General features: G+C 69.6%; 27 protein-coding genes. 7 read left to right on the top strand and 20 right to left on the bottom strand.

Going from position 1 to position 26,129, the window contains the following annotated elements:
• Nucleotides 1-231 precede the first annotated feature (231 nt).
• Nucleotides 232-801 (bottom strand): COG4315 family predicted lipoprotein, encoded by a 570-nt coding sequence (locus tag Psi02_RS26580; protein ID WP_203978390.1) that lies wholly within the window; start codon nucleotides 799-801, stop codon nucleotides 232-234.
• A gap of 206 nt (nucleotides 802-1,007) precedes the next feature.
• Between Psi02_RS26580 and Psi02_RS26575 the strand changes: the two genes are divergently transcribed.
• Both Psi02_RS26575 and Psi02_RS26570 read left to right on the top strand, forming a co-directional pair.
• Complete coding sequence (locus tag Psi02_RS26575; protein ID WP_308442272.1) at nucleotides 1,008-1,835, top strand: aldo/keto reductase; 828 nt, start codon at nucleotides 1,008-1,010, stop codon at nucleotides 1,833-1,835.
• A gap of 118 nt (nucleotides 1,836-1,953) precedes the next feature.
• Entirely contained in the window at nucleotides 1,954-2,874 is a 921-nt protein-coding gene (locus Psi02_RS26570; protein ID WP_203978388.1) for a TIGR03620 family F420-dependent LLM class oxidoreductase, read from the top strand.
• Nucleotides 2,875-3,124: 250 nt separating this feature from the next.
• Here the strand turns inward: Psi02_RS26570 and Psi02_RS26565 are convergent, their stop codons facing one another.
• The 4 genes from Psi02_RS26565 to Psi02_RS26550 form a co-directional block, all read right to left on the bottom strand.
• Nucleotides 3,125-3,526, bottom strand: a complete 402-nt coding sequence (locus Psi02_RS26565) for an SRPBCC family protein (protein ID WP_203978387.1) — start codon at nucleotides 3,524-3,526, stop codon at nucleotides 3,125-3,127.
• Between the two features lie 104 nt (nucleotides 3,527-3,630).
• A complete protein-coding gene (locus Psi02_RS26560; protein ID WP_203978386.1) occupies nucleotides 3,631-4,158 on the bottom strand; it encodes a hypothetical protein in 528 nt (175 codons plus the stop codon).
• 13 nt (nucleotides 4,159-4,171) lie between these two features.
• On the bottom strand, nucleotides 4,172-4,813 hold the full coding sequence (locus Psi02_RS26555) for a response regulator (protein WP_203978385.1): 642 nt from the start codon (nucleotides 4,811-4,813) through the stop codon (nucleotides 4,172-4,174).
• A complete protein-coding gene (locus Psi02_RS26550) occupies nucleotides 4,804-6,048 on the bottom strand; it encodes a sensor histidine kinase (RefSeq protein ID WP_203978384.1) in 1,245 nt (414 codons plus the stop codon). Before Psi02_RS26550 ends, Psi02_RS26555 begins: the two co-directional genes overlap by 10 nt.
• Nucleotides 6,049-6,174: 126 nt before the next feature.
• Here Psi02_RS26550 and Psi02_RS26545 point away from each other — a divergent pair, with 126 nt between their 5' ends.
• Both Psi02_RS26545 and Psi02_RS26540 read left to right on the top strand, forming a co-directional pair.
• Complete coding sequence (locus Psi02_RS26545) at nucleotides 6,175-6,657, top strand: SigE family RNA polymerase sigma factor (protein ID WP_203978383.1); 483 nt, start codon at nucleotides 6,175-6,177, stop codon at nucleotides 6,655-6,657.
• A complete protein-coding gene (locus tag Psi02_RS26540; RefSeq protein ID WP_203978382.1) occupies nucleotides 6,654-7,886 on the top strand; it encodes a hypothetical protein in 1,233 nt (410 codons plus the stop codon). Before Psi02_RS26545 ends, Psi02_RS26540 begins: the two co-directional genes overlap by 4 nt.
• Nucleotides 7,887-8,009: 123 nt before the next feature.
• On the opposite strand, the gene Psi02_RS26535 is transcribed toward Psi02_RS26540, so the two are convergent.
• The 11 genes from Psi02_RS26535 to Psi02_RS26485 all read right to left on the bottom strand — a co-directional run bounded on the left by Psi02_RS26535 (nucleotide 8,010) and on the right by Psi02_RS26485 (nucleotide 20,918).
• Nucleotides 8,010-9,668, bottom strand: coding sequence for a phospholipase C (locus Psi02_RS26535; protein ID WP_203978381.1), 1,659 nt, complete (start codon nucleotides 9,666-9,668; stop codon nucleotides 8,010-8,012).
• A 151-nt stretch (nucleotides 9,669-9,819) separates the two neighbouring features.
• Nucleotides 9,820-11,049, bottom strand: coding sequence for an iron uptake transporter deferrochelatase/peroxidase subunit (efeB, locus tag Psi02_RS26530; protein WP_239095172.1), 1,230 nt, complete (start codon nucleotides 11,047-11,049; stop codon nucleotides 9,820-9,822).
• Complete coding sequence (locus Psi02_RS26525) at nucleotides 11,046-12,209, bottom strand: EfeM/EfeO family lipoprotein (protein ID WP_203978380.1); 1,164 nt, start codon at nucleotides 12,207-12,209, stop codon at nucleotides 11,046-11,048. Before Psi02_RS26525 ends, efeB begins: the two co-directional genes overlap by 4 nt.
• Nucleotides 12,210-12,459: 250 nt before the next feature.
• A complete protein-coding gene (locus tag Psi02_RS26520) occupies nucleotides 12,460-12,804 on the bottom strand; it encodes a CGNR zinc finger domain-containing protein (RefSeq protein ID WP_203978379.1) in 345 nt (114 codons plus the stop codon).
• A 203-nt stretch (nucleotides 12,805-13,007) separates the two neighbouring features.
• Nucleotides 13,008-14,552, bottom strand: a complete 1,545-nt coding sequence (locus Psi02_RS26515; protein ID WP_203978378.1) for a serine/threonine-protein kinase — start codon at nucleotides 14,550-14,552, stop codon at nucleotides 13,008-13,010.
• Between the two features lie 47 nt (nucleotides 14,553-14,599).
• Nucleotides 14,600-16,777: a xanthine dehydrogenase family protein molybdopterin-binding subunit gene (locus Psi02_RS26510; protein WP_203978377.1), complete on the bottom strand. Its 2,178-nt coding sequence runs from the start codon at nucleotides 16,775-16,777 to the stop codon at nucleotides 14,600-14,602.
• A complete protein-coding gene (locus tag Psi02_RS26505) occupies nucleotides 16,774-17,778 on the bottom strand; it encodes an FAD binding domain-containing protein (protein ID WP_203978376.1) in 1,005 nt (334 codons plus the stop codon). Before Psi02_RS26505 ends, Psi02_RS26510 begins: the two co-directional genes overlap by 4 nt.
• 3 nt (nucleotides 17,779-17,781) lie before the next feature.
• Nucleotides 17,782-18,303, bottom strand: coding sequence for a (2Fe-2S)-binding protein (locus Psi02_RS26500; protein WP_203978375.1), 522 nt, complete (start codon nucleotides 18,301-18,303; stop codon nucleotides 17,782-17,784).
• A gap of 93 nt (nucleotides 18,304-18,396) precedes the next feature.
• The gene (locus Psi02_RS26495; protein WP_203978374.1) at nucleotides 18,397-19,320 is read right to left on the bottom strand and encodes an AraC family transcriptional regulator; all 924 of its coding nucleotides are present in this window, start codon (nucleotides 19,318-19,320) and stop codon (nucleotides 18,397-18,399) included.
• A 233-nt stretch (nucleotides 19,321-19,553) separates the two neighbouring features.
• A complete protein-coding gene (locus Psi02_RS26490) occupies nucleotides 19,554-19,955 on the bottom strand; it encodes a DUF302 domain-containing protein (protein WP_203978373.1) in 402 nt (133 codons plus the stop codon).
• Nucleotides 19,956-20,171: 216 nt separating this feature from the next.
• A complete protein-coding gene (locus tag Psi02_RS26485; protein WP_239095171.1) occupies nucleotides 20,172-20,918 on the bottom strand; it encodes an SDR family NAD(P)-dependent oxidoreductase in 747 nt (248 codons plus the stop codon).
• A gap of 158 nt (nucleotides 20,919-21,076) precedes the next feature.
• On the opposite strand from Psi02_RS26485, the gene Psi02_RS26480 reads away from it, so the two are divergent.
• Nucleotides 21,077-22,294, top strand: coding sequence for a cysteine desulfurase-like protein (locus Psi02_RS26480; protein WP_203978372.1), 1,218 nt, complete (start codon nucleotides 21,077-21,079; stop codon nucleotides 22,292-22,294).
• A gap of 40 nt (nucleotides 22,295-22,334) precedes the next feature.
• Here Psi02_RS26480 and Psi02_RS40800 read toward each other — a convergent pair whose 3' ends face one another.
• Nucleotides 22,335-22,793 carry a hypothetical protein gene (locus Psi02_RS40800; RefSeq protein ID WP_203978371.1) on the bottom strand — a complete coding sequence of 153 codons (459 nt, stop codon included), beginning with the start codon at nucleotides 22,791-22,793 and terminating at the stop codon, nucleotides 22,335-22,337.
• 252 nt (nucleotides 22,794-23,045) lie between these two features.
• Here Psi02_RS40800 and Psi02_RS26470 point away from each other — a divergent pair, with 252 nt between their 5' ends.
• Nucleotides 23,046-23,570 (top strand): hemerythrin domain-containing protein, encoded by a 525-nt coding sequence (locus Psi02_RS26470; protein ID WP_203978370.1) that lies wholly within the window; start codon nucleotides 23,046-23,048, stop codon nucleotides 23,568-23,570.
• Between the two features lie 151 nt (nucleotides 23,571-23,721).
• Here Psi02_RS26470 and Psi02_RS26465 read toward each other — a convergent pair whose 3' ends face one another.
• The 3 genes from Psi02_RS26465 to Psi02_RS26455 form a co-directional block, all read right to left on the bottom strand.
• On the bottom strand, nucleotides 23,722-23,994 hold the full coding sequence (locus Psi02_RS26465; protein ID WP_203978369.1) for a helix-turn-helix domain-containing protein: 273 nt from the start codon (nucleotides 23,992-23,994) through the stop codon (nucleotides 23,722-23,724).
• The gene (locus Psi02_RS26460; RefSeq protein ID WP_203978368.1) at nucleotides 23,963-24,265 is read right to left on the bottom strand and encodes a type II toxin-antitoxin system RelE/ParE family toxin; all 303 of its coding nucleotides are present in this window, start codon (nucleotides 24,263-24,265) and stop codon (nucleotides 23,963-23,965) included. Before Psi02_RS26460 ends, Psi02_RS26465 begins: the two co-directional genes overlap by 32 nt.
• A gap of 153 nt (nucleotides 24,266-24,418) precedes the next feature.
• On the bottom strand, nucleotides 24,419-24,769 hold the full coding sequence (locus Psi02_RS26455; protein WP_203978367.1) for a VOC family protein: 351 nt from the start codon (nucleotides 24,767-24,769) through the stop codon (nucleotides 24,419-24,421).
• 517 nt (nucleotides 24,770-25,286) lie between these two features.
• Between Psi02_RS26455 and Psi02_RS26450 the strand changes: the two genes are divergently transcribed.
• Nucleotides 25,287-26,120, top strand: a complete 834-nt coding sequence (locus tag Psi02_RS26450; protein WP_203978366.1) for a nitroreductase/quinone reductase family protein — start codon at nucleotides 25,287-25,289, stop codon at nucleotides 26,118-26,120.
• Nucleotides 26,121-26,129: the final 9 nt, after the last annotated feature.

The following is a 26,129-nucleotide window of genomic DNA, read 5'->3' as shown; positions in this document are numbered from 1 at the left end:
AGAAACGGCCGCGGACACAGGGCGGACTGACAGCTAAGCCTAGTGGGCCGCCGACAGCGCAGGCGAGGCGAACCCGACTTTGTTTCACCCTACGACGACGACCGCCCCGGAGCGCGAGTGCGCTCCGGGGCGGTCGTGATGCCGTGCCGGACCCGGTCGGGAGACCGGGGCCGTGGAGTCGTCCGGCGAAAGCCGCGGCGAGGGGTCGGACCGCGAGCCGGGAGGACCTGGCTAGTGCTTGGCCTTCTTGCCTTCCGGCGTCACGGCGTGCCAGTCGCCGCCGAAGTCCTTGGCGTCCTGACCCTTGACGTCGCCGGCCTTCTCGTCCTTGGCGTAGTAGTACAGCGGGTGGTCGTTGTAGACGACCTGGGTCATGCCGTCGTCGCGCTTGATCGTCTTGAGGAGCTCGGGCTTGACGCTCGTGCCGGCCGTGGGCGCGCCGAGGGTGAGAGCCGGCGGCCACGCGGTCGCGCAGGCGCCGGTGCACATCGATGTGCCGGCTTTGTCCTTCGTGAAGAGGTAGAGCGTGCGGCCCTCAAGGCCCACGAGGACCTTGCCGAGCTTCGTGTCCGCTACCTCGATCTTCGCGGGGCCCGTCGGCGCCATCATGATGGGCGAGGTCGGGGATGCCGAGTAGCCCGGCGACATCATGCCGGACTCGCCCTCTGACGGGTTCGCCGGTGAGGTCGGCGACGCGTTGTACTCGTCCGCGGCGACGGGGCTGGAGGAGTTGTTCGATCCCCCGCATCCGGACGCCAGCAGGCCGGCCATGACCGCACCGGCGCACAGCAGTTTCTTCATCTTGTGGTCTCCAGGGAAATAGGCGAGCACCGCGTCCAAGGAGACACGCGGCGACGATAGAGCGTCGCTCCGACACGGACCGTGGCGACATGACTTTGCCCGGTCTTGGCCCGCGCCTGGCCCAATCACCGTCCTGGCCGGGGAAGGGAGGGCGGAACAGGAAGACGCGGGCTGACGCGAAGTCGGACTGGGAGGACGTCATGCGCATGACCAAACTTCCGTCGGGCGAGGAGGTCTCCGTCCTGGGTCAGGGCACCTGGCGCATGGGCGAGAACCGCTCATCACGGGACGAAGAGATCGCGGCGCTCCAGGTGGGCCTCGACCTGGGCATGACGCTGATCGACACCGCCGAGATGTACGCCGAGGGCGAGGCGGAACGGCTCACCGGTGAGGCGATCGCCGGACGCCGCGACGAGGTGTTCCTGGTCGGCAAGGTGCTGCCGCACCACGCCACCCTGAGGGGCACGGCCGCGGCCTGCGAGGAGAGCCTCCGGCGCCTCGGCACCGACAGGATCGACCTCTATCTGCTGCACTGGCGGGAAGGCGTGCCGCTGGAGGAGACGATGTCGGCCTTCGAACGGCTCACCGCCTCCGGGCACATCCGGCACTGGGGGGTGAGCAACTTCGACGTCGGCGACATGACGGAACTCGTGGCTCTCGCGGGCGGCCAGGCCGTACAGAGCGATCAGATCCTGTACAACCTGGCCCGGCGCGGGTCCGAGTTCGAGCTCGCCCCCTGGTGCCATGAACGCGGCATCCCGATCATGGCGTACTCGCCGGTCGAGCAGGGCCGGCTGCTGGGGCACCCGGCGCTCCGCGGAGTGGCGGAGCGGCACGAGGCCACCCCGGCTCAGGTGGCCCTCGCGTGGACGCTCAGGGACGACGGCGTCATCGCCGTTCCGAAGGCGGCGAAGGCCTCCCATGTGCGCGAGAACCAGGCCGCACTCGAGATCCGGCTGGCCGAGGAGGACCTGCTCGTGCTGGACACGGCGTTCCCGCCTCCGCGCGCCGGGCAGCCGCTTGAGATGCTCTGACTCCCGACACGCGATCCCGATCGGCACCCCTGCCCTTCGCCGCGACATCGGCAATGCCATGCTGAGATGTCCCGGCGCCGGTCGATGACCGGCCACGACACACGAAGGAGCACTCCGGATGGCCGACCGTACGGCGCGACCCGCGGACCCGTCCACCGTCAAGCGACGCCTCGGCCGCACGGGAGTGTGGCTGGCCTCGTTCTCCTCTGTGCCCGCGGAGACGGTACGCCGGGCAGCCGCCGAGATCGAGGGCCTCGGCTACGAGGCGCTGTGGTTCGGCGAGACCCCGACGAGCCGGGATGCCCTGACGCAGGCCGCACTCCTGCTGTCGGCCACGCAACGCCTTCAGATCGCGACCGGCATCGCCAACATCTACGCGCGTGACGCGGTGTCGGCGGCCAACGGGGCGAAGACCCTGACGGAGGCGTGGGGAGATCGGTTCGTCCTCGGCCTGGGGGTGAGCCACGCCCCGCTCGTGACCACTCGGGGCCACGACTACAGCCAGCCGGTGGCCACCATGCGCGCCTACCTCGACGCCATGGACGCCACCTCGTTCGGTCTGCCCTCGGTGCCCGAACCGCCGCGGGTCCTCGCGGCACTGCGGCGCAAGATGCTCGAACTGGCGGCCACCAGGGCGCAGGGAGCACACCCGTACTTCACCACCCCGGAGCACACCGCGATGGCGCGTGAGGTCCTCGGGCCCGACCCCGTCCTCGCCCCCGAGCAGGCCGTCGTGGTGACCACCGACGTCGACCACGGCCGGCCCATCGCGCGAAAGTACGCCGCGGTCTACCTGGCCATGCCCAACTACCTCAACAACCTGCGCGAACTCGGCTTCTCCGATCGCGACTTCGAGGGCGGCGGCAGCGACGCGCTCATCGACGCCGTCATCCCCAGTGGAGATCCGGAGACCATCGGCGAGCACGTCCGCGCCCATCACCAGGCAGGAGCCGACCACGTCTGCGTTCAACCAATCGCCGGCACACTCGCGGAGCAACTCGAGCACCTGCGCCTGCTCGCCCCCGTCATCACCGGCTGATCCTGTGAGTACGGCACGGCCTGATGCGGCACCGCACGACCAGGACAGCGAGACGCCGGGCCTCACCCCACCGGACCCGACGGGACTCGAGACGTGGATCCGGCAGGTCCTGGGCCTGGCCGGCCCCCACGTCTCGTCGTTCGCTCCGCTGTTGCCCGAACCCCCCAGACCATCGGCGGAGACGGCGGATCCGCCGTCTCCGCCGGACGGACGGTAGCACCGCCTGTTCTCGGACGGCGGCGGATCCCGCTCAGCCTGTCCGCCCGCGCACCTGCTCCTCCAGCCGCGCCAGGCTCTCGTCGAGGGACTTCTCCACGAGAGCGGCGGGCGGCGTGTGCCCCCGGCCGAAGAACGACAGGTGGACCGTCGCCTCGCTCCCCCGGTCGTCGATTCCGGCCACCTGCAGCCATCCGGCGTACCGGTCGTCGTCACGGGTGCCCCACTCGAGCCGGAGCTGGTCACGGTCCTCCCGGAGCAGCGCGCGGGCGTCGTGTCCGGTCCTGTCCTCGTGGACGGTCACGGCGGGCAGTTCCTCCGGGTGGACGTGCAGGTCGCCTGGCAGCCACTCGTCGAGCCGGTCGAGGTCGCACGCCTGGTCGAACACCTGCTCGGCGGAGGCCGGCATCCTGCGCGACCGCTCGAATTCGCTCATCGGTTCGTCCTCCTCACTCTGGCACGTACCGCGCCCTTACCCTCCGAGGGCCACTCCATCCGGCCCCAGATATTCACGCTTGACTTATATAAGTAGCGGCAACTTCATCGGCCTGTTCCGGGCGCAGGCGCGGGGACCCGCTCGGGAGGGGGCGGGAAGCAGCCGACCTCCGCACTCACCGGCCGGGGACACGGCACCAGGCCCGAGGGACCGCCCGCCATGACCCCGACGCCCGGCGGCACGCCCAGGACGTACTCGGCGCGGCATCCCGTCTCACAGTTCGTTCCGACGTCCAGCATGCTTCCGTCCCGCCAGGACTCCTCGAAACGGCGCCCCGTCTCGCGCCAGGTGAGCGTGCGCTTGATGGACAGCCGTCCGGGCGTGCCCGGCACCAGTTTGACCTCGACGTTCCCGATCGTCCTGACGACGATCATCGGCGTGGAGATCTCGTAGGCGTACGTGGTGATCTCGGTGGTCGGGCCGACGGGACCGTACGCCGAGGACGCGCGGAAGAGGTCGCCGTCGGGCTGGACGCGGATGTCGGTCAGCACCGCGAGGGCCATCGCGACCACGACGACGGCGGTGAACGCGCCGCCCACGACGATCCAGGCGGCTCTGACACTGCTTCGCATCTGCACGCGCCTTTCAGACCTTCAGGAATCGCAGTACGGCCAGGACCCGGCGATGGTCCTTGTCGGCGCTGGGCAGGTCGAGCTTGGTGAAGATGTTGTTGATGTGTTTGCCGACCGCACTCTCCGACACGACCAGGGCCTCGGCGATCCCGGCGTTCGACCTGCCCTCCGCGATCAGCGCCAGCACCTCGTGCTCGCGGGGCGTCAGCCGTTCCAGCGGGTCGCTGTTCCTGCGCAGGAGAAGCTGGGCGACCACCTCCGGGTCGAGGGCGGTGCCTCCGCCCGCCACCCTGCGCAGCGCGTCGTAGAACTCGGTGACGTCGGCCACCCGGTCCTTGAGCAGGTATCCGATGCCGCTCGTCGCCGTGGACAACAGCCGGCTCGCGTAGCGTTCCTCGACCCATTGGGACAACACGACGATCGCGAGATCCGGCCGCTGGCGGCGCAGGACGAGCGCCGCGCGCAGGCCCTCGTCGGTGTGCGACGGCGGCATGCGGACGTCGGTGACGACCAAGTCGGGCTCGTGCCCGTCGACCGCGCGCAGCAGGCCCTCGGCGTCGCCGACCGCCGCCACCACCTCCATGCCTCCGGCGCCGAGCAATCGGATGAGCCCCTCCCGGAGCAGTACGGAGTCCTCCGCCAGGACTACGCGCACGGAAGCTCCGCCTCGATCCTGGTCGGACCGCCGGGCGGACTGTCGATGCGCAACGCCCCGTCGACCGAGCCGACTCTCTGCGCCAGGCCGCGCAGCCCCGTGCCGCCTCCCGCGTCCGGCGCGGCTCCTCCCCTGCCGTCGTCGAGGACCGTGAGGTGAAGGCGGTCGCCCGCACGCCGTACGACGATCTCCGCACTGTTCGCCTGAGCGTGCTTGGAGATGTTGGTCAGGGCCTCGGACACGACGAAGAACGCCACGGCCTCCACCGTAGGCGAGACTCGTTCCGTCACGTCGACGTGGAGCCGTACGGGGAAGGACGCCCGCGCGGCCAGTCCGGACAGCGCGGCGTCGAGACCCTCCTCGGTGAGCACGGCCGGGTGGAGACCACGCACGACGTCCCGCAACTCCTTCAGGACGAGCTTGGAGTCCTCGTGCGCCTGGGCGATCACTTCCCTGACCGGTTCGGGCAGGTCAGTGAGGGTGGCGCGGGCCATGCCCAGGTTCATGGCCAGCCCGAGGAGCCGCTGCTGGGTGCCGTCGTGCAGGTCGCGCTCGATCCGGCGGCGTTCGGCGTCCGCCGCCTCGACCACCTCGGCACGGCTCTCCCGGAGGCTCTCCACCCGCTCGGCGAGCTGGTCGTTGAGGCTGGGCCCGAGCAGCGCCTCCGCCGCGACGACGTCGAGCGAGGTGACACCCTGCACCACCCAGGGGACGACCACGAACACCGCGAACGCGAGCAGGGCGAGCAGGGACCCCGTCCATCCGCTTCCCACCAGCCACAGACGGAGGGCGAGCCCCGCCGCGACCAGGCACGCGGACCAGGCCACGATCACCGCGACGAACCCGGCCACGCTGATCATCGGCGCGATGACGTGGTAGGCGACCTGCCGCCACACACTCCTCGACCGCATGTCGCGGAACAGGCGCCGCACCGGATCGCGGCCGGCGGCGGGGCGCGGCACCGGGGCGATCTCCACACCCAGATAGGCCGCGAAGCGTTTGCGCTGCAACCGGGTGAAGACCGTCACCGACCAGAAGAGCAGCGGCAGGCCGACCAGCGGCGCCACCACGGTCCAGGAGAACACCACCGACACGACGGCCAGCCCACCGATCACACCGACGGCGGCGAGCGCGATCGGAAGACCCGTAGCCACGTGGACGGTGCGAAGCCAGGTCGGTGCGGACCAGTGGACGCGGACCCTGTCCCAAGGAGTGCTCAGGTCGGTGGCGGTCATGATGACAACGGTAGAGATCGCGTCCGCCCGGCGACATGGGCCGACCATCCGAATCCATGGTGGGGTAAACCCCACCATTCGGCGACCGCGTGCAACGTTCTCCGGTGATGAGACGTCTCTGATGTCATGGACGACACCTTCGACGACTTCGTCCGGGGACGCGGCAATGCGTTGTTCCGATACGGATTCGTCCTGACGGGCGACGTGGACGACGCGGCGGACCTCGTACAGGAGGCGCTGCTTCGCCTGGGCGACTCCTGGCACCGGGTGATCCGCAAGGACGACCCGGAAGGCTACGTCCGGACGATCATGGCCCGGCAGCACATCAGCTGGTGGCGCCGCCGTCGGCGTGAGCGTCTGATGGCGGACGCACCGGATCGCGGCTACACCGACGTGCGGCTCGACGGGGACGACGCGTTGTGGGCCGAGCTCGCAACCCTCCCGCCCCGGCAGCGGGCCGTGCTGGTCCTGCGCTACTACGAGGACCTGCCGGACGCGGAGATCGCCGCGATCCTCGGCGTCTCGACCGGAACCGTGCGGAGCCAGGCCTCGCGGGCCCTCGACAAGCTGCGCGTCGGCAGGCGTGCGGCACTGATGGAGGAAGTGTGAGAACCGAACAGGACTTGAGAGCGGCCCTCCAGGAGGCCGCCGCGCGGGCTGTGGATCCTGCCGACATCGCCGACGCCGTGCGCGTCCGGCGCAGAAGGCGGACACACCGTCGCCACCAGGCCGCACTGGCCTCCGCAGTGGTGGTCATCGTCGTGGCCGGGGGATCGGCCGTCCTCCGCGGGGGCGGGGGCGGTTCGACGGACGCCGGAACCACGGCCGCCCCGACCACGCACGCCACGACCGCCTCGCCCGCTTCCGCACCGCCCTCCGCAGGGCCCGCAGGGCCGGACCTCAGAAAGTTCCTGCCGGCGCGCACGGTGTGGCCGGATGCCGTGTTCACGATTCCGGCGGAGGCGCCGGACGGTTCCGGCTACTCCCCTCTCACGGCTCTCAGCCCGACGGAGTTGCTCATGATCGCCAGAACGAAGTTCTCGAAGATCGACCGGCTCGACGTCTACGACACGGGGACGGGCGAGAGCCGCGTCATCACGCGGATGCCCGCCTCCAAGAAGGATTACCACCAGTGGCGCTTCGAGGTGGGTGCGGACTACATCGGCTGGTACGGCACGATGCTCAACGGCAGGAAGGGCGGGTGGGCGGACTTCTGGGTCGCACCGCGCGCGGGCGGTGCGGCGATCAAGGTCGGCGAGGTGACCGGCGACCTGTCCGGTGTCAGCGCGATCGGGGTGTCGTCGGACTCCTTCGTCTGGTCGATCCGGCCCGGCGGGGTCTACCGCATGCCGATCACCGGGGGCTCCCCGGAGAAGCTGGCGGGCACCGACGGCCTGTGGTTGCAGTCCTGGCCGTGGGCCGTGGACGTGCCCCCCATCCGGATCGGCCAGGTGCAGGACCGCAACCAGAGCAAGCTCGTCAACCTGGAGACGGGTGAGACGAGGACCATCATTCCCCCTGCCGGCGTGAAGGGGTTGGGCTGCTCGATCGAATGGTGCCTCGGCCGGATGGGTAACGCGGTCATCGTCATGCGGCCCGACGGCTCGGGGCTCAGCCGGATTCCGGTGCCGTCGTCGTACTTGCTGCCGCCTCTCGGTTCGCACTTCGCCCAGATGTCGGGAGCGGTCGTGTACGACCTGAACACCGGGAAGAAGGCCATCGTCGGAGTGCGTCCCGTCGGGTACTCATGGAGAGCCACCTCGTCGTCCCCGCTGCTCTCCTGGGAGGCCGGGCGCGGCAAGCTCGACGTGCTCAACCTGCTCGCCGTGGACGGATGAGGCTCGCCGTCGGCCGATGACACTCGCCCAGTACGGGCGAGACAGACACGACGGACACGACAGAAGGGCCCGCACCGGCACAGGTGCGGGCCCTTCCTTCAGGTGACCTTCTTCAGGAAGAGATCACTTGTGGTGGGTGAGCGAGGCCACCGCGCCCGTGGTCGGGTTGAGGATGACGGTGTCCGCCTTCGGCTTGCCGAAGTCGAACATGCCCTTCAGCGAGCCCGCGCGCGAGTCGTAGGAGGAGTCGCCGATCCGGCCGAGGTTCCAGTTGTCCTCGATGAACTTCAGGACCGAGGTCTGGTCGGTGAGGGTGTGGTCGACGTGGTTCACCTTGCTGTAAGGCGAGATCACGAGCAGCGGCGTCCGGGGGCCGTAGCCACAACGGTCGTCGTAGCCACCGGCCACCTTGGCCTTGCCGCAGAGCGCGGCGCTGTCCTGCGCCGGGTCGGCGGAGCCGTTGACGATCGGAGCGGCCTTGTGGTCGTACCAGCCGTCCGAGTCGTCGTAGGCGATGATGATCGCGGTCGACGCCCAGTCCTTCGACTTCTGGATCTTGTTGATCGTGTTGACCACGAAGTTCTGCTCGTCCAGAGGGTCGGAGTTGCCCGGGTGACCGTCCTGGTAGGCACTGGCCTTGAGGAAGCTGACCGCCGGCAGGTTGCCCGCGCCGAGGGCGGCATCGAAGTCCGTCAGGTCGTAGTTGTGGTTCGCCTGGTCGGTGTGCCCGATCGCCGCGACCGAGGACGGCGGCAGGTGCTTCGGGTTCGCCGTCGACGCGTAGTACTGGAACGGCGAGTGGTGCGGGCTGTAGTCCACGACCGAGTTGCCGCCGACGTTCTGGTGCGTGGCACCGCACACCACGTAGTTGCCCGACGCGTCGGTCGGCTTGAAGCCGCCCTGGAACCAGCCCCACGTCACGTGGTTCCGGTTCATCAGGTCACCGACGTTGGGGCCGGTGGCCTGCGCGAGGTTGTTCTTCGAGGTGTGGTTGTTGTCCGAGCAGTCGTCGAACGCGGGGTCGGGGTCGTTGATGACCGTGCCGGTGCCGACGCCGTTGGGCGAGGACACCACGCTCGGGTCGCTGACCGCCGTGTGCGTCACCGGGTCGACGGGGTAGACGCCGCTCGTGTTGCCGGAGATGAGGTTCAGCGCACCGGGGGTCGACGGACCGAAGTTGGTGTTGTAGGAGTTGTCGCTCAGCGCGTAGTACTGGGCGTAGTTCCACATACCGGTGACGGTGTTGCCGTCGTAGTAGTCCATGACAATGCCGGGCGTGGTGAAGATGTTGTTGCCACCGCACGTGCTGTGCTCGGTGTTCTCGACGAACTTGTCCATCTTGCCGCCGTTGTAGGCAAGCTGCTCCGCACCGTACGCGTGGCCCTGGCTGCAGGTGAGGGCCTGCTCGTGCGTCAGGCGCTTCGGGTTGTACTGGTTCGGGTTCTTGGTGAGCAGCTTGTTGGTCAGCCCGTCGACGGACGGAGTGCCCTTGGCGGCCTTGAACGTGGTGCCGTCGGTGTTCGCCGCGCTGGGGTACGTGCCGAAGTAGTGGTCGAACGACACGTTCTCGTCGAAGAGCACCACGACGTGCTTGATGGGGGTCGTGGTCTTCGTGTCGTTCTTGTACAGGGCGACCGGAGTCCCCTTGGTCTTGGGAGCCGCCGTCCCGGTGGCGGCGGAGCCGGGCGACATGGTCGTGACGACCAGGACCCCGGCGGCCACCACGCTGGTCGCGACCGCGGACCAGCGCAGTGCCGTCTTCTTGTCTGGGCGAATGCCCACAATGCCTCCTACTGACGATGCCCGAACCAGGTTTCGGCTCGGATGGCACCGGAGACACGCGGCCCCCAGGGTGCCTACGAAATCCCATCGGAGGCGATCGACAAGTATCAGCCAAAAAGGTGACATCCACCTAAACAGCGGATAAAAATGGTCAAACCTTCACAAATCCTGCAAATGACCTGAATGAATCCTGTACGCCCGGAAGTGCGAAGAAATACCCGCCGCCGAACGGCGAGATGTAGTCGACGAGCGGCTCGTCCGCCAGCCGCTTCTGGGTCGCCTCGAACTGCCGCTGGAGATCCTGCTGATAGCAGGTGAAGATCAGGCCGACGTCGAGGTTGCCGACGGAGTCCATGCCCCGGTCGTAGTTGAAGCCCCGCCGCAGGATCCGGCTGTCGTCCGTCTGGGGCGTACGCGGGTTCGCCCGCCGGATGTGGCTGTCGAGCGGGATGACCAAGCCCTCGGGGTCGTTCTGGTACTGGGGTGCGTCCTGCTCGTGAGCGCCGTCCAGCGGGGCACCGGTGTCCTTGGCGCGGCCGAACATCTTCTCCTGCTCGTCGAGCCCGACGCGGTCCCAGAACTCCACGAGCATCCGGATGAGCCGGACGACGAGGTAGCTGCCGCCCGCCGTCCAGGCCGGCTCGGGCGCTTTGCCGCTCGCCCAGACGCGCCGGTCCATCTCGGCGGCCTTCGTGGCGTCCGGGTTGGCGATGCCGTCCTTGAAGCCCAGAAGGTTCCGCTGAGTTCCGGTCGGTCTGGACGGGTTGGAGAACCCGTTCATGCGCCAGCGGACCTGCATCCCGCCGCGCGTGTGCTTGGCGATGTCGCGCAGCGCGTGCAGCAGCGTGTCGTCGTCGTCCGCCTCCAACTGCAGGCTCAGGTCGCCGTGACACCACGCGGGGTCGAGATCGTCGTTGGGGAACGTCGGCATCCGCGTCAGCCGGGACGGCTTGCGCGAGGCCAGGCCGTACCGGTCGTCGAACAGGGAGGCGCCGACGCCCACCGTGAGCATCAGGTCGCCACCCGGGATGTCCGGCCCGAGGATGCCGGAGTCGGACGGCGGTGCGGTGATACCGACCTGCTCAGGTGTTCCCCCCGACGTGAGGGCGCGCGCCCGATCGGTCAGTGTGTGCAACAGGTCCGTGAGCTCGTCGCGGCCGTCCGCCATGACGTCGAAGGCAGCGACGATCGTCCTGCGCCGGGCGGGCGCCAGGATCCCCGCCTGGTGTGGGCCGTGGAAGGGAGGGATCGGCGGCGCACCGGCCTCGGGAGTCGTGGAGGTCTCCGCGAGGGCCTTCCCCGCGGCCACTCCGGCCACGGAGCCGGCGATCCCGGTCGCGAGGGCGCCGCGAAGGAACATCCTGCGGTCGTAGCCGCTCATGAGGTCCGCCTTGGGTAGCAGATGGAGGCGATCGGGGCCAGGCGTTCGAGCAGCTCGCCCACCGCGCCGTCGATGGACTCGCGGTCCGACGTGGCGAGACCCGCGACGGGCGTCCACGAGTCGCCGTGCTTCTGCGCGTCGAGCAGCTTCTGGACCCGGTCCAGATCCGCGTCCATCTGCGGCAGCCCGGTGTAGCGGGACTTGAGCAGCGGCCGCAGGACCTCGACCGCCTGGCGTGTGCCATCGAGGTTCGCCGAAGCCGTGGCCAGCGAGGTGCCGCTGCCCTGGTCGGCCTTCTCGGTGAGCTCGAACTGGAGGGTGTTCTCCATGATCTCGTGCGCGCGCAGCGGGAGGTCGCCGGGCTCCATGTCCTCGTTGGGCAGGTCGGCCTTCAGGCCCTTGACGTCCTTGAGCAGGCGATCGGCCGGCGACCGCAGCGAGGCCGCGGACTCGCCGTGCCACAGGCCGTACTCCACGCGGTGGAAACCGGCGAAGTCCGGATCGTGCACGCCCTTCGCCAGACCCTGCGGAAGGCCGTCGATCGCGTCGCCGAAGTCGCCGAAGGTGTCGTAGGCCGCGCCCAGCTTCTCGTAGGCCAGATGGGCGGGCAGCCAGGCCTTTTTGGCGGCCTTGAGGTCCTTGCGATCGACGGCCGCCACCAGCGTCTTCGTCTTGGCCAGGAGCGTCTTCACTCCGCCGGCCACGTAGTCCTGGTACTCGCGCGTCGGGCCGTACAGGTCGTTGTAGGTGACGGGGACCGCGGCCGGACCGGACTTCGCGGATCCCGCGATGTGGACCGAGGGACCGACAATGGGGTCGCCGTCCTCGGGCTGGCACCGGATGGCGTACGTGCCCTGACCGAGCGTGATGGGCAGGGACCTTGTGACACCGGGCGCCAGCCCTTCGAGCTCGCCGTAGACAGCGCCGCCGGGCACGGCGATCACGTCGGCGTCCGCCGCCGTGGTGCCGGTGTTGGTGATCGACAGTGTCTGCGGGCCGGCGGTGGGATGGGCCCACCCCTCGCCGCAGTGACTGGTCGATAGCTGGATGGGAGGATCGGCCGCCGACTGAGCGGGCGCCGCATTGACACCGGAATTCGAGCATCCGGCCACGAAGAGGAGCGACGATGCGATCACCGCGCTCACCCGCCTGACGTGCACTGATCTCCCCTTACGGAGGACCTGAAAAGGGCAAAAATAGACTAGTCACGCGATCAACCGTAGAAGCCCTAGTAGCTGACATAAGCCACCTTGTTCACGAAGTTCTCACCTGGCGTTCCCTTTTGAAGGGCCGTCCGTGAACTGCGGGCGTGGTCGCGCACGCGCGACACGACCTGACAGCACGTGACCAGGCAGGACGCGACCTCCGGGCCGGGGTCGTCGAGGCCACGCGCATATCCGCGGGCCGAACTCAGCCGTCTCGTCCGGCCTGGTGGAGCCGGTGGTGCCGCTCGGCGCGCACCCGGTCCCCGCAGGTCGTGGAGCACCAGATGCGCCGGGCGTGCTGGCGCAGGAAGATCCGTACGCAACCGGGCGACTCGCAGCGGCGGATCGTCGGCGCGCGCGGTCCGGTGACGACGTCGACGGCGTCGCGGGCGATATGCGCGAGAACCGCGTCGAAACCGCCTGCCCGCTCGGCATGCCAGACCTTCACGGGACCGGTGGACGCCCCACTGCCAGGGGTGGAATACCAGGAGTTGATCAGCGCGAGCGCCACGGAAGCGTCCTCGCCGGGAGCCGGATGCCATGACGTCATCGCCTGATCATCCCCCGCTCCGTGGCGGCCCGTCCTCCGTTCCGCGTCCGTAGCCGATCGGTCGTGCGGTCTCGGCTTTTTCGTTTCTCACGGAAGCCGTCCGAGATTCCATGAGAAACGAAAAAGAAGCCCATTGCCGCCGCATCCACGAGCCTCGGCCTCCTGTGCGATGAGTGGACACGAACACACAGACCCGCCGGGCGTCACGGCGTCAGGACCACGATGCCGAAGTACCGGGGCTCCGTCTCTCCCGTGCGGGTGACCTGGAAGGTCATCTTGTCGAGGCCCTGCGGGGAGAGCTCGACCGTGCCCGGATAGCACCCGGCGGGGCCGCTGACCCGGCCGAGCCGCATGGTCACGGTCGTGGCCGTCTCGCGCACCCGGCTCAGCCGTCCTGAGCACTGAATGTTGGCCCCCCACCTCATGGAGCCTGCCTTGGCCGTGTCCTCGGCAAGGAGCAGTTCCACGGAGAACACCAGGTCGGACGAGGGGTACTCGGCGCTCCCTGTCCACCTGCCCTCGTACGAGAACGCTCCCGGCGAGGAGGGGGTGATGGAGGGGGACACGTAGGCGGGGACGGAGGCGGGCGTGGAGGGGGTGGGGCTCGTCCGGCCGTGGTCCGCCCACCACAGGGTCGCCCCGATGACACCTGCCACCAGGACGCCGACCCCCGCCACGACGGCGGGCCTCCGCAGGAACCATCGCGGGACGACGGCGGGTCGGGTGAGCTCGATCCTCTCCGGATCCGACGGGGCCGCCGCCTCGCCGTCCTCCGCGTTCAGGGGATCGGTGACGGCGTCCGGGGAGACGGCCGCCACCGCTGAGGACTCGCCCGGGGAGACGGCTGCCACCGCTGAGGGCTCGCCGCTCGGTCGTGTGCTGCCGGCCAGGATCGCTCCGGCCTCGAGCACATCGCCGGGCGTCTTGTCCCGAAGGGCGAGCTCTCCGCGGCCGATGAGGTGACGCAGCACCTCGTCCGCCGTCGGACGGCCGGACGGGTCCGCCGCGAGGCAGGCGACGACGATCTCGCGTAACCGCCCGGAGAGAGGTCCGAGGTCGGCGGTGCCGAACAGGATGCGGCCGAGGATCGCCTCGAAGGATTCACCGCTGTATGCGTGGCGCCCGCTCGCGGTGTAGGCGACCGTGAGCGCCCAGCCGAACATGTCGGCCGCGGGACTCGCCCTTTCTCCTCTGAGCTGCTCGGGAGAGATGTACGCAGGCGTGCCGACGGGCGTCAGCGTCACGGTCTCCGTCTTGTCCAGGAACCGGGAGATGCCGAAGTCGATCACGCGCGGCCCGTCGGGGCCGAGCAGGACGTTGCCCGGTTTGAAGTCCCGGTGGACCACGCCGGCCTCGTGTATCGCCGCGAGCGCGGTGGCCGTGCCCACGGCGACCCGATCGAGCGATCCTCCTGAGCGGGGACCCGAGGTCGCGATGTCCTCGCGGAGGGACGGCCCGTCGATGTACTCGCTGACGATGTAGGGACGCTCTTCGTCGAGATCGGCGTCGAGCACCTGCGCCGTGCAGAAGGGCGCGACCCGCCGCACCGCCTCCACCTCGGCGATGAACCGTTTTCTGGCCTTCTCGCCGTCCAACTCCAGGTGCATGCGCTTCACCGCGACCTGGGCGCCGCCGGGGGCGGTGCCGAGGAACACCACTCCCTGTCCCCCCTGGCCGACCCGCCCGGCCAGACGATAAACGCCGAGGCGCCGGGGGTCATCGGCGCGCAGGGGGGCGGGTGGTGCCATGTGCCATGCCTACCACGACCGTGATCGATGTGGCTCGGCCCGGGACCTCAGAGCACGTCTTCGATACGGATCGGCAACCGTCGGTGGCGCCGGCCTGTGGCGTGGAAGACGGCGTTCGCGATGGCCGCGGCCACGCCCACCATGGACACCTCGCCGAGGCCCTTGACGCCGACCGGATTCAGCAGCGGGTCAGGCTCGTCCACGAAACCGACCTCGACCTCGCCGATGTCGGCGTTGACCGGAATCGGATACTCCTCCATGGTCGCGTTGGCGAACCCTCCGTATCGGGGGTCGACCTCGCTCCGTTCCCGCAACGCCCCCCCGATTCCCCACACCACGGCGCCGCGGACCTGGCTCACGGCGGTCACCGGACTGGCGACCCTGCCGCAGTCGACCACGCTGACCACGCGCGGAACCCGGATGCGCCGGGTCGTCGGCTCGATCCGCACCTCGGCGAAGTGCGCGATGAAACTGAAGGCGGTGAAGCCGGGGTAGACCGGGCCGGCGAAGGCGACCAGTCCCGCGCGCGACTGTTCGATGATCTCGGGTGGCTGCCCTGGTGCGACGGTGGTCGCCTCCACGTCGACCGCCGCCTGCCCGGTCGCCGCGACCGCCGCCTCCACGTCGACGGGATCGGAGTCCGCCACGTCGAGGCGCTTGCGCAGGTCGCGCAGCGCGGCGTGGACGGCCTGCAGCGCCGTGGCCGTACCCCACGAGCCGGCGGTGAGATGTTGCGGCGCGACCCTGGTGTCGCCGACGTACACGATCACGTCTTCGGCCGCGATGGACAGGTCTTCGGAGACCAGCCGGACGATCGCGGTGCGGATGCCCTGGCCCATCTCGTGGCCGTCCACCCCGACGGTGACCTTTCCGTCCGCGGCGGCGGACAACCGGGCGACGGCCGGGGCGACTGAAGCGGGGTAGGCACCGGACGCGACGCCCCAGCCGACCTGCGTTCCGTCCGCCCCGCGCATCGAACCGGGCTCGGGGGTACGGCCGGCCCAGCCGAACATGTCGGCCCCGCGCCGCAGGCACTCGGCGAGATGCCGGGACGAGAAGGGCTGGCCGGTGACCGGGTCGACGTCGGCGTCGTTGGCCAGGCGCAGCGCCACGGGGTCCTGCCCCAGGGCGTAGGCGACCTCGTCGACGGCCGACTCGAACGCGAACGCGGCGGGGTGCTCGAACGGAGCACGCATGAAGCCGGGAGTCTGCACGTCGGTGCGGATCAGGCGCTGGCGGCCCCGGAAGTGTTCGATTCCGTAGAGACGACTGGTGATCTCGGTGTATATGGCGGGGAACAGGTCGTGCCGGGAGGTCTGCTGGTCCACCTCGTGGACGGCGGCCAGCAGCCGGCCCGTCTCGTCGGCGCCGAGCCGTACGCGATGGCGGCTCGCCGGCCGGAAGCTGGCCTGATGGAACGTCTGAGTCCGGGGCATGACGAACTTGATCGGCCGGCCGAGCCGGCGTGCGGCCAGGGCGAGTGGCCCCACGTGGGGCTGGAGGGAGTTCTTCTGGCCGAACCCGCCTCCCGTGTAGGGAGAGATGATCTCGATCCTCGCGGGGTCGAGGCCGAGTTGCCGGGCCAGGCCACCGCGCAGCGCGCCGGCGTTCTGCGTGCCCTCGTGCACCACCAGCGTCTCGCCGCGCCAGCCCACCACGCCGCCGATCAGCTCCATCGGCACCTGGTGCTGCTGAGGCAGGTCGTAGGTCGCCTCGATCCGCACCGGGCTCTCGGCGAAGGCGGCGTCGGCGTCGCCCATGACGATGTCGGCGAGGAACGGCAGCGGGATGGCCTCCTGCTGGACGAGTGTCTCGGCGGCTTCCGCGTCGAGACCCACCGCGATCGGCTCGACCTCGTAGTCAGCGCGGACGAGGTTCGCCGCCTCGGTCGCGGCGATGAGCGTGTCCGCCACCACAAGGGCGATGGGTTGCCCGCGATAGGCGATGCGGTCGTCGAGCAACGGCTGCAGGCTCTGGAAGCCGTAGCCGCCGCCCATGACGAAGCCGGGCGAGCCCAGTTCGGACGCGTCGACGCGGGTCAGAACCATCAGCACGCCGGGAACGGCCTCGGCGGCGGCGGTGTCGATGTTCACGACGCGGCCCTTGCCGACGGTGGAGACGGCGAACACGGCGTGCGCGAGGTTCGGAGACGTCAAGTCCGCCCCGTAGCGGACCGTACCGGTGACCTTGTCGTGGGCGTCGACCCGCCGAGTGGGAGCGTTCATCGGACCGCTCGCTCTCCGGCGATCCGCAGCGCGTCGGCCACCGTGCGGACGCCAAGCTCGATCTTGAAAACGTTGTGGGCTCCCGGGCGGGCGCCCGCGAAAGCCGCCTCACCGGCCCGGAGGGCGGACTCCTCGGTCAGCCGTTCGCCGGTCAGGACCATTTCGGCGGCCGGGCACCGCCACGGCAGGGTGGCGACCCCGCCCAGTGCGATACGGCAGTCCTCGACCGCACCCTGATCGTCGAAGGCCACCCCGGCCGCGACCGACACGAGCGCGAAGGCGTACGACTCCCGGTCGCGGATCTTGTGATACGTGGAGCCACGGCCGGCGGACGTGACCGGAACGCGGATCCGGACGATGAGCTCGTCCCCCGCGAGGGTGTGCTCCCGCTGCGGAGTGTCGCCCGGCTCCACATGGAGGTCCGCGATCGCCACGGTGCGCTCACCACGAGGACCGATGACGTCGACCACGGCGTCGAACGCGCGCAGGGCGACCGCCCAGTCACCCGGATAGGTGGCGACGCAGGTGTCACTGCCGCCGAAGATGGCATGGCCACGGTCGAGTCCGCCGAAGGCGGCGCATCCGCTCCCCGGCTCCCGCTTGTTGCACGGGAACGCCGGCCCGCCGCGGAAGTAGCCGCAACGGGTGCGCTGAAGCAGGTTGCCCCCGACCGTGGCCATGTTGCGCAGTTGCTGGGAGGCGGCCTTGGCCAGCGACTCGGCCAGTGCCGGGAAGTCGCGCCGCAGCACCGGGTCGTCGGCCACGTCGGCCATCCGGGCGGCGGCGCCGAAGGAGAACTCGCCGGGACCGGTCGTGTCGATGGCGGCGAGCTCGGTGAGGCGGTGGACGTCGACGACCGCCGTAGGCGCCTCGATGTCGAGCTTCATCAGGTCGTACAGCGTGGTGCCGCCGGCGAGGATCTTCGTGCCGGGGCCGGACGCGGCGAGGACGTCGACGGCCTCGGCGACGGTGGCGGGCGCCGTGTAGCTGAAGGGTCGCATCGGTCAGCCCTCCCCCACGCGCGAGTCCGTGCGGCGGGCCGTCTCCCGGACGGCGGCCAGGATCCCGGCGTACGCGCCGCAGCGGCACAGGTTGCCGCTGAGGTACTCACGGATCTCATCGTCGTCCCCCGCGTGGCCCTCGGCGATGCAGGCGAGCCCGGACATCACCTGGCCGGGCGTGCAGTAACCGCACTGCAGCGCGTCGTTGTCGATGAACGCCTCCTGGAGCGGGTGGAGCGTCCCGTCAGGGGCCGCCACCCCTTCGATCGTGGTCACGGCCTGACCGTTCACCTGGACGGCCGGCGTCAGGCAGGACACGATCCTGCGCCCGTCCAGATGGACCGTGCATGCACCGCACTGGCCGTGGTCACAGCCCTTCTTGGTCCCGGTCAGACCCAGCCGCTCCCGCAGTACGTCGAGCAGCGACTCGCGCGGGTCGAGTTCCATCTGCACGCGCCGGCCGTTGACCGTGAACGTCGTCTCCGTGCGGATGGCGGACGAGAGTGTCGCTTCAGAACTCCCCATGTCGCTCAACGCTAGGCAGAGGCCGCCATCTGGCGCATTCGTAGGATTGCCGCCGGACCGTCGAACAATTGCGGTCATCGCGCGCTCCTCCGTTCAGTCGTCCCGCCCGTGGAGGCCCGGGTCCCGTCCCTGGGCGCAGCGACGGTATGCCGAGGGCGACATCCCCATCTCCCGGGTGAAGACCGCGGACAGGTGCGAGGGGCTGCTGAACCCGCAGATCTGGGCGATCTCACTGATCGAGCGGGTTCCACGAGCCAGTTGCCGGCACGCCGCCTGGATACGCAGCCGGGTGAGATAGCGATGCGGGGTCTCCCCCGTGGTCGCCTTGAAGACCCGCACGAAGTGGAAGGTGCTCAGCCAGACCTGGCTCGCGATGTCGGTCAAGGTCAGCGGCAGGTGCAGGCCGTCCCGCATGATCTCGATGGCCTGCCGTATCCGGGCGTCCTCATGCCGGGACGATCGCGGGACGGGCATCCCGCAGTGCCGGGTCAGCAAGTGGACGGCGAGGAAGTGCGCGGCGGACTCGGCGTAGAGGTCGTCCATGGCCGCAGCGGCCGCGGCGTCCAGAGCCAGCATGACCTGCTCGACGACGGGATCGGTGAGCGCCAGCGCGTCCAGCCGGCTCGACGCGGCCTCCTCGCTCCCCCACAACTCCCGCCCGGCGCGGGCCATCAGGCGGGCGGGCAGGTGAAGGTGGAGTGTTCGCGGGGAGACGTCCGACCGCCATCGCAACCGGGTCGGCACGCCCGGCGGAGTGAGCCCGATCTGCCCCGGGACGTACTGGGCTCGGCGCCGGCCGCCCACCCCGAACGACTCGATCGTGGATTCGCCCGCGGTGACGAGGACGAGATGCTGGTCGTCCGTGGGGGGGAGATAGACGTCGTCGGCGACGGGATGATCGTCGAAGCGCCGTAGCAGGATCGACCGCCAGCCGGCCTCGTACCAGCTGCAGAATGTACGGTCCGCGTAGGCGCTCTGATCGAGATCGAGCGACTGGAACGGGTGGGTCTCGTTCACGACACCGGTCAGCCGAGGAGCGTCTCGGCGCGCTCTCTCTTGGCCGCGTCGCTCATGATCGGGACGGGTGGGTCGATTCGGATCATCACCGTCTCCCTGTCACGGCGTGTCGGCTACCTGCCACTTCTGTATTCAACCCGCCTCCCCCTGGCCGCCCCACAGGGGGTCGCGACTTCGGTCAGGATCCGCGCTCAGGCCGTTCGTGCGGGCACGGCGAATCCCGGCGGCTCCGCTCAGTCCCGGCCCTCAGGCGAAGGCGGTGCGGTCGCCGCGAGGACGATCTCATCGATCACGTGCAGCGGTGCGACCGCCTCGGCGGTCAGCCCGAAGGCGGCGGCGAGCAGTTCCGGCCGCCGGTACTCGACCAGCACCTCCGGACCGGCCTCACGGACCAGGACCCTCAGGGGCAGGTCGTAGGCGGCCGCCGGGGCGCTCTGCATGATCAGCGTGCCGCCCCGCGGGTTGCCGAAGATCAGCACCACGGTCGGCGGCATCCGCATCCCCGCGGAGACCGCGTTGGCGGCGTGATCGACACGTCCGTAGATCGTCGCACCGCGGCTCCCGATCTCCTGTTCCAGCCGCCGCACCGTCTCGGCGTGGCCGTACGCACTGATCCGCTTCTCGAGATCGCTCATCACATGCCCTGCCCATCTGTCCGGGGCCGCCAGGTAGTGGGGCGACCACTCTCCGCGACACTATTCATTCGCCGTGGGGCCGCAGGTCATCGACCATAGGCAGGCGTGTCGCGGCGGCGAATCCCGTGAAACGTCGCAGTCGCCCGTGAGCCGCCCGCCTGCGGACACCCACCCAGCGTGTACGGACCACGTCGGGCGAAGGCGGTGCCAGGGGACCTAGCTGCGCAGGTAGGACGCGCCGTTCAAGTCGATGATCGTGCCGCTGGCCCACTCGGCCGCGGGCGAGGCCAGGTACACGACGGCGGCGGCGATCTCCTCGGGCATCGCGACCCGTCCGAACGGGCTCTGTGCCCGGATGGCGTCGCCTCGCGGCGCTTTGAGGTGCTCGTTCGTCATGTCGGTCTCGACGAAGCCCGGCGCCACGGTGCCCACGGTGATGCCGTGCGGAGCCAGGGCGATCGCGAGCGACTGGCCCATGGCGTTCATGCCGGCCTTGCTCGCGCCGTAGGCGGGGCTGTCCGGCTCACCGCGGAAGGCGCCGCGCGAGGAGACGTTGACGATCCTGCCGCCACGGGTCATGTGCTGCACGGCACACCATGCGACGTTGGCCGCGCCCAGGAGATTGATGTCGAGGGTGTCGTGCCACGCGGTCTGCCACTCCTCGTAGGAGACCTCGGTTATCGCATGGTGGAAGAAGACGCCCGCGTTGTTGACCACGACGTCGAGCCCGCCCAGCGCGTCGGCGGCCTCGTCGACCATGCGGCGTACCGCGGCGGGGTCGGCGATGTCGGCCTGGACGACCACGTGGCCCTGTCCGGGCAGCTCGGCGTGCAGGCCTTCGGCGAGGTCCGGCGAGGACCGATGGTGGATGGCGACGCGATCGCCCTCGGCCGCGAACGCCGTCGCGACCGCCCGTCCGATTCCCCGCGACGCCCCGGTGACCAGCACTGCTCGTCCACTCACGTGCGGGAGACTAACAGGTGCGAATGCCGCGTATTCGCCCCGTCCCTCGGACGTCCGGGAAAGGCGCCAGACCAGACATGGTCCGCCACGTCGGCGAAGACGCCGCGGCCCGGCCCCGCCCTTCCCTTCGGCGGGGGTGAGAGCGAGACTCAGGAGACATGAGCCTCGACATTTCACGCATTCGTGCTCTCTATCCCGCCCTTTCTGACGGATATGCCTGGCTGGACGCGGCCGCGGGCACCCAGGTGCCCCAGCCGGTGATCGATGCCATCGGCGCCGCGTACGCCCATGGCATCGGCAACACGCATGGGGCCTTCCCGGCCAGCGCCAGGTCCGACGAGATCGTCTCGAAGGCCCGCCAGGCCGTCGCCGACCTCGTGGGTGGCGACCCGGGCGGCGTGGTCTTCGGCCCCAACATGACCACCTTGACCTACCGGTTCGCCTACGCCCTGGCGAAGGACTGGGGGCCGGAAGACGAGATCGTGGTCTCCCAGCTCGACCACGACGCGAACGTCAGGCCGTGGGTGCAGGCGGCGACCCGCGCCGGCGCCCGCATCCGGTGGGCGACCGTCGAGGTGCCGAGCGGCGAGTTGCCCGCCGGCCAGTACGACGAACTCGTGAACGAGCGCACGCGGCTCGTGGCCGTCAGCGCGGCGAGCAACGTGCTGGGGACCATGCCCGACGTCCGGCGGATCACCGACCGGGCGCACGCGGTGGGGGCCCTCGCCTACGTCGACGGCGTCCACGCCACCCCGCACACCCCGATCGACATGGTCGCGCTCGGCGCGGATTTCTACGCGACCAGCGCGTACAAGTGGTCGGGCCCGCACATCGGAACCGTCATCGCCCGGCCTGAGCTGCTGGAACGGCTCTCGCCCGACAAGCTCGCCTCCTCCTCGGACGAGGTGCCGGACCGGTTCGAGACGGGGACGCCGCCGTTCGCGGACCTGGCCGGGGTCGCGGCCGCCGTCGACCACCTCGCCGGCCTGGACTCCGAGGCGACGGGCGACCGGCGCGCACGACTGCTCACCTCGATGACGGCGGTCGAGGCCCACGAACAGGCCGAGCTCGCCTACCTGCTCAAGGGGCTGTCGTCCCTGCCCTACGTTGACCTCGTCGGCTCACCCGCCCGTCGTACGGCCACCGCCTACTTCAGGGTGACCGGGCACTCGCCGCAGCAGGTAGCCGAGCACCTCGCGGCCCAGCAGGTCAACGTCTGGGACGGCCACTGCTACGCGTGGGAGCTCACCAAGGCTCTCGGCATCCGCGAGTCCGGCTCGGCCGTACGCGCCGGGCTCGTCCACTACAACGACCGTTCGGATGTCGACCGTCTCCTCAACGGGCTCGAGGAGTTGTCGCCTCGCCGCTCCGAATGACGGCCGGCACCGCCACGGCCCGCTCCGGCGCGGGGGGACCTCAGGCGCTGCGCCAGCGGGCCTGGTCCCGGCCGCGCGAGGTGCAGCGCATCGGCGTGCCCTTGCTCGTCGTGCCGTAGGCGCCTTCCGGCGAGCAGAACGCGCCGGGATGGACGCCGGCTCGCACGGCCGGCGGCTTCTTGGCGGGCTTGGGTACCGGCTTCCTCGTCGGCTTCGGCACCGGCTTTCTGACCGGCTTCTTCGTCACCTGCGGCTTCGGAGCCGTCTTCTTGCTCACCGGCGGGGTGACGGACGGGGTGGCCGAGGGAGTGGCCGACGGGGTGGGCGTGGCGGACGCGTCTGTGGGCTGCGCGGCGGCCTCGGCGGTCGTCGTCTCCGGCGTGGGCGTCGCCGAGTCCGAGGAGAGTGCTGAGAGCGAGGCGGGTTCCGTCGTCGCTCCGCAGGCGGTGGCGAGGGCCAACGCGGCGACGAGCGCGGCGCGTGCGAGGTATCGGGGCATGAGGGCCTCCGGTGGCTGACTGTGTCGCACGAGAAGACGACCGGTGCGGTGACGGGGATGACTCACCGCCACAGGTCGATGCCGGATCGTTAGTCCCGGCTCTTCAGGTCTCCGTCGTCCACACCAAGTGCGTCGACGTCGGCGCCGGGCTTGACGGCTCCGCGGGACGGGTGATGAGGTTCTCGTCAGCGTCGCGGTGCACCCGGTGAAGAGACCGCCGAGGGCATGGAGGCGCCGGACCATGGGAAGCCCATGGAATCACCCATAGAGCCGGACGACCGTGTCAGGGCGTTCGGCAATCAGTTGATCGGCGTGCACCTCTGGCTCCGCGAGGAGCTCGCCCGGCTCCGCGAAGACGTCGACTCCCACCTCGACGGTCACTCCGAACGGCCTCGGGAGCTGCGGGCCCACTGCCTGACCTTCTGCTCGGCGCTGAGCCGGCACCACGAGGGCGAGGACGAGGGGGCGTTCCCCGTTCTCGCGGAGCGTTTTCCAGAACTGCGCCCCGTCCTCGACGAGCTGCGGCACGACCACCAGGTGGTGGCCGACATCCTGCGCAGGCTGGAGGAACTGATCGGCGGCGTCGACGCCGCCGATCCCGCCGAGGCCGGGCGCGTGCGAGCCGAGCTGGACGGCCTGTCCGCCCTGCTGGAGTCGCACTTCGTCTACGAGGAGAAACGGATCGTGGAGGCGCTCAACGGCCTCGACGTCCCGGGCTGGAGCGGCTCAGTTCCCCCCTTCCTGTCGACCACCGCGGATGGCGAGCCGAGCGGCTGACGTCACGGAATCACCGGATCCCGTGTGGTCACCTCCGGGAGGTGCCCAGCGCCAGGAGGCGGCTGACCCGGCCGACGCGCAGTGGCGAACGCCCCGCATCTCCTAGAGATGCGGGGCGCTTCCTGCGTCAGGTATTCGCTTGACCAGCGACTTACCCGATCGCTTTGAACGAAACAATAAGCTCGGTTTCCAGAGCGCGGGCCAGCCGGTCCAGCAGTTTGAAGGTAGGCGAGACACCGCCGGCCTCCAGTCGGGAGAGCTGGGGCTGAGTCATTCCCGCTCGGGCCGCAAGGTCTGCCTGAGACAAGCGCAGCTCCAGGCGTCTATGCCGTACGAGCTCAGCGAGTTCGTACGCGCGCTTGGCCTCTTGATATTCCGGGCTGTTCCGATCTTCATCTGTGATGCGGAACTGGGAGTGGGTCATGCTCGGTCCAATTTTTTCGATCGCTGGTGGGCGATCTAGGCACGGAGGGTCGCCGAGTCTTCGCCGATATCAGGGAGGGATGCACCTGATATTCGCGTAGTTCCCGAAGTTTTCCTCCCAAGTGCCGCGTGTACGGCTCGGCCAGCGTTTCGGCGTTATCTGCTAGCAGGTCGGCATAGAACATCACGCGTCGGTAGTCCTCAAGCGACAGAGAGCCGAGCCAGTCCTTGACTTCGGACTCGAGCTCGATGTCGTAGCGCGTGCCGTGCATGCCCCGGACGCTATATGCATTCCATGGTATGTGACGTTAGAAACATCACAGAACCCGGGGTGCCAACTCTGGCCTATGCGCGCGCACGCCCCGCACCTCCGCCGGGAGGTGCGGGACTCTCGGCGTTTCTGCGGAGTCCGCGGGTCTCCTGTGTCACTTCCGGGAGGCGAGCACGCAGAATTCGTTGCCTTCCGGATCGGCGAGCACCACCCACGACGAGGCGCCCTGACCCACGTCGGCGTGGCTGGCGCCCAGCGCCAGAAGGCGGCTGACCTCGGCCTCCTGGTCGTCCGGACGGAAGTCGAGATGGAGGCGGTCCTTCACCTTCTTCTCATCGCCGACCGAGACGAAGATGATGCCGGGCAGGATGTCGGGAGCCATCCGGATCTCGTACTCATCCTCGGCGTCGTTGACGACGGTCCAGCCGAGCGCCTTGGTCCACCACTGCCCGAGCCGTACCGGGTCGGCCGCGTCGATCACTACTTGTTCCCATATGAGAGTCATGACGGCCACCTACCCAGCGAGGCGCGCGTAGGCCCTCCACGAGACCGAGCCGTTATCGGCGGCGGGAACGCGGCGTCGGCGAGCAGTATCGGGCCGAGGGGGGAATCAGCGGCCGCGTTTCCGGCACTGAATCGCCCCTGGCAATCGACTCTCATCGCGCCGGACGGGTGAATGCGGATTGCCTCGGCACCGCGATGGCATTACTGTGATGATCGTGACTGCCGGGTCGGCCATGGGCCAAGAGCGAGTGGGGCACCCGGCCACGGCGTGAGCGCCTGGCGGGCGAGAGGCCCGCCTTTGCTTTTCATCCGCCGTATCCGTGCGTTTCGTGTGACGTTTCCACGCGCTTCTTTCCGCCGGTCGGCACATCTTGGACATTCACGAACCGGCCCCGCCTTTCGCCATTCCCGAATCATGGTCGCGGCCGTCCTGTGCACATTTCGTCCGGCACGCCGGACGATTCTTCGCCATGCCCGAAAATCCGTGCCACCCGAACAATCATGGAGTAGAAAAAACAATGCCGAACGATTTCAACCGGCAGATCATCGAGGAGTTCCGCGCCAACGACGGGCGGGTCGGCGGTCCCTTCGAAGGAGCCCGCCTGCTCCTGCTGACCACCACCGGAGCGCGATCCGGCGCCCCGCACACGACGCCGGTCGGCTACCTTCCCGACGGCGGCGAACGGGTCCTGGTCATCGCCTCGGCCGGCGGCGGGCCGAATCATCCGGACTGGTTCCACAATCTGCTGGCCGACCCCCACGTCCAGGTCGAGGACGGCACCTTCACCTACGACGCGGAGGCCGTCGTACTGGAGGGCGACGAGCGAGACCACGCCTTCGCCCGCGCGGTCGAGGCCGACCCCGGATGGGCCGCCTATCAGGCCAGGACGGCGCGGGTGATCCCCGTGGTCGCTCTCCGCGCGGTCACGGGTGGACCGCCACGAGCGGCGTCCCTGGGCGCGGCCCTCAAGATGATCCACGACGCGTTCCGGCGGGAGCTCACTCTGATCCGCAAGGAGATCGCCGAGTCGGGTCCCGGTCTGGGCGCCCAACTCCGGGTGAACTGCCTGACCGTCTGCAACGGACTGCATCTCCACCACACCTATGAGGACCGCGGCATGTTCTCTGCCCTCGGGGACAGTCGCCCCGAACTCGCCCCGACTCTGGACCGGCTGGGCCGGGAGCACCGGACGATCGCGGCGCTCGTCGACGAGTTGCGGAAGGTCGTCTCGGCCGAGGGGGCGGATCCCCTCCTCGTGCTCCCCCAGGTCGAACGGCTCACCGACGAACTCGAACTCCACCTGACCTATGAGGAGGAACAGTTGATCCCGATCCTTGACGCGTCGGCCTGACCCCGCTCC

Origin of the sequence: Planotetraspora silvatica, from assembly GCF_016863315.1 — a bacterium.
In the GTDB taxonomy this organism is placed as follows: Bacteria; Actinomycetota; Actinomycetes; order Streptosporangiales; family Streptosporangiaceae; genus Planotetraspora; species Planotetraspora silvatica.
The sequence above is the reverse complement of the archived record's forward strand: the minus strand, read 5'-3'. Positions and strand labels throughout refer to the sequence as shown.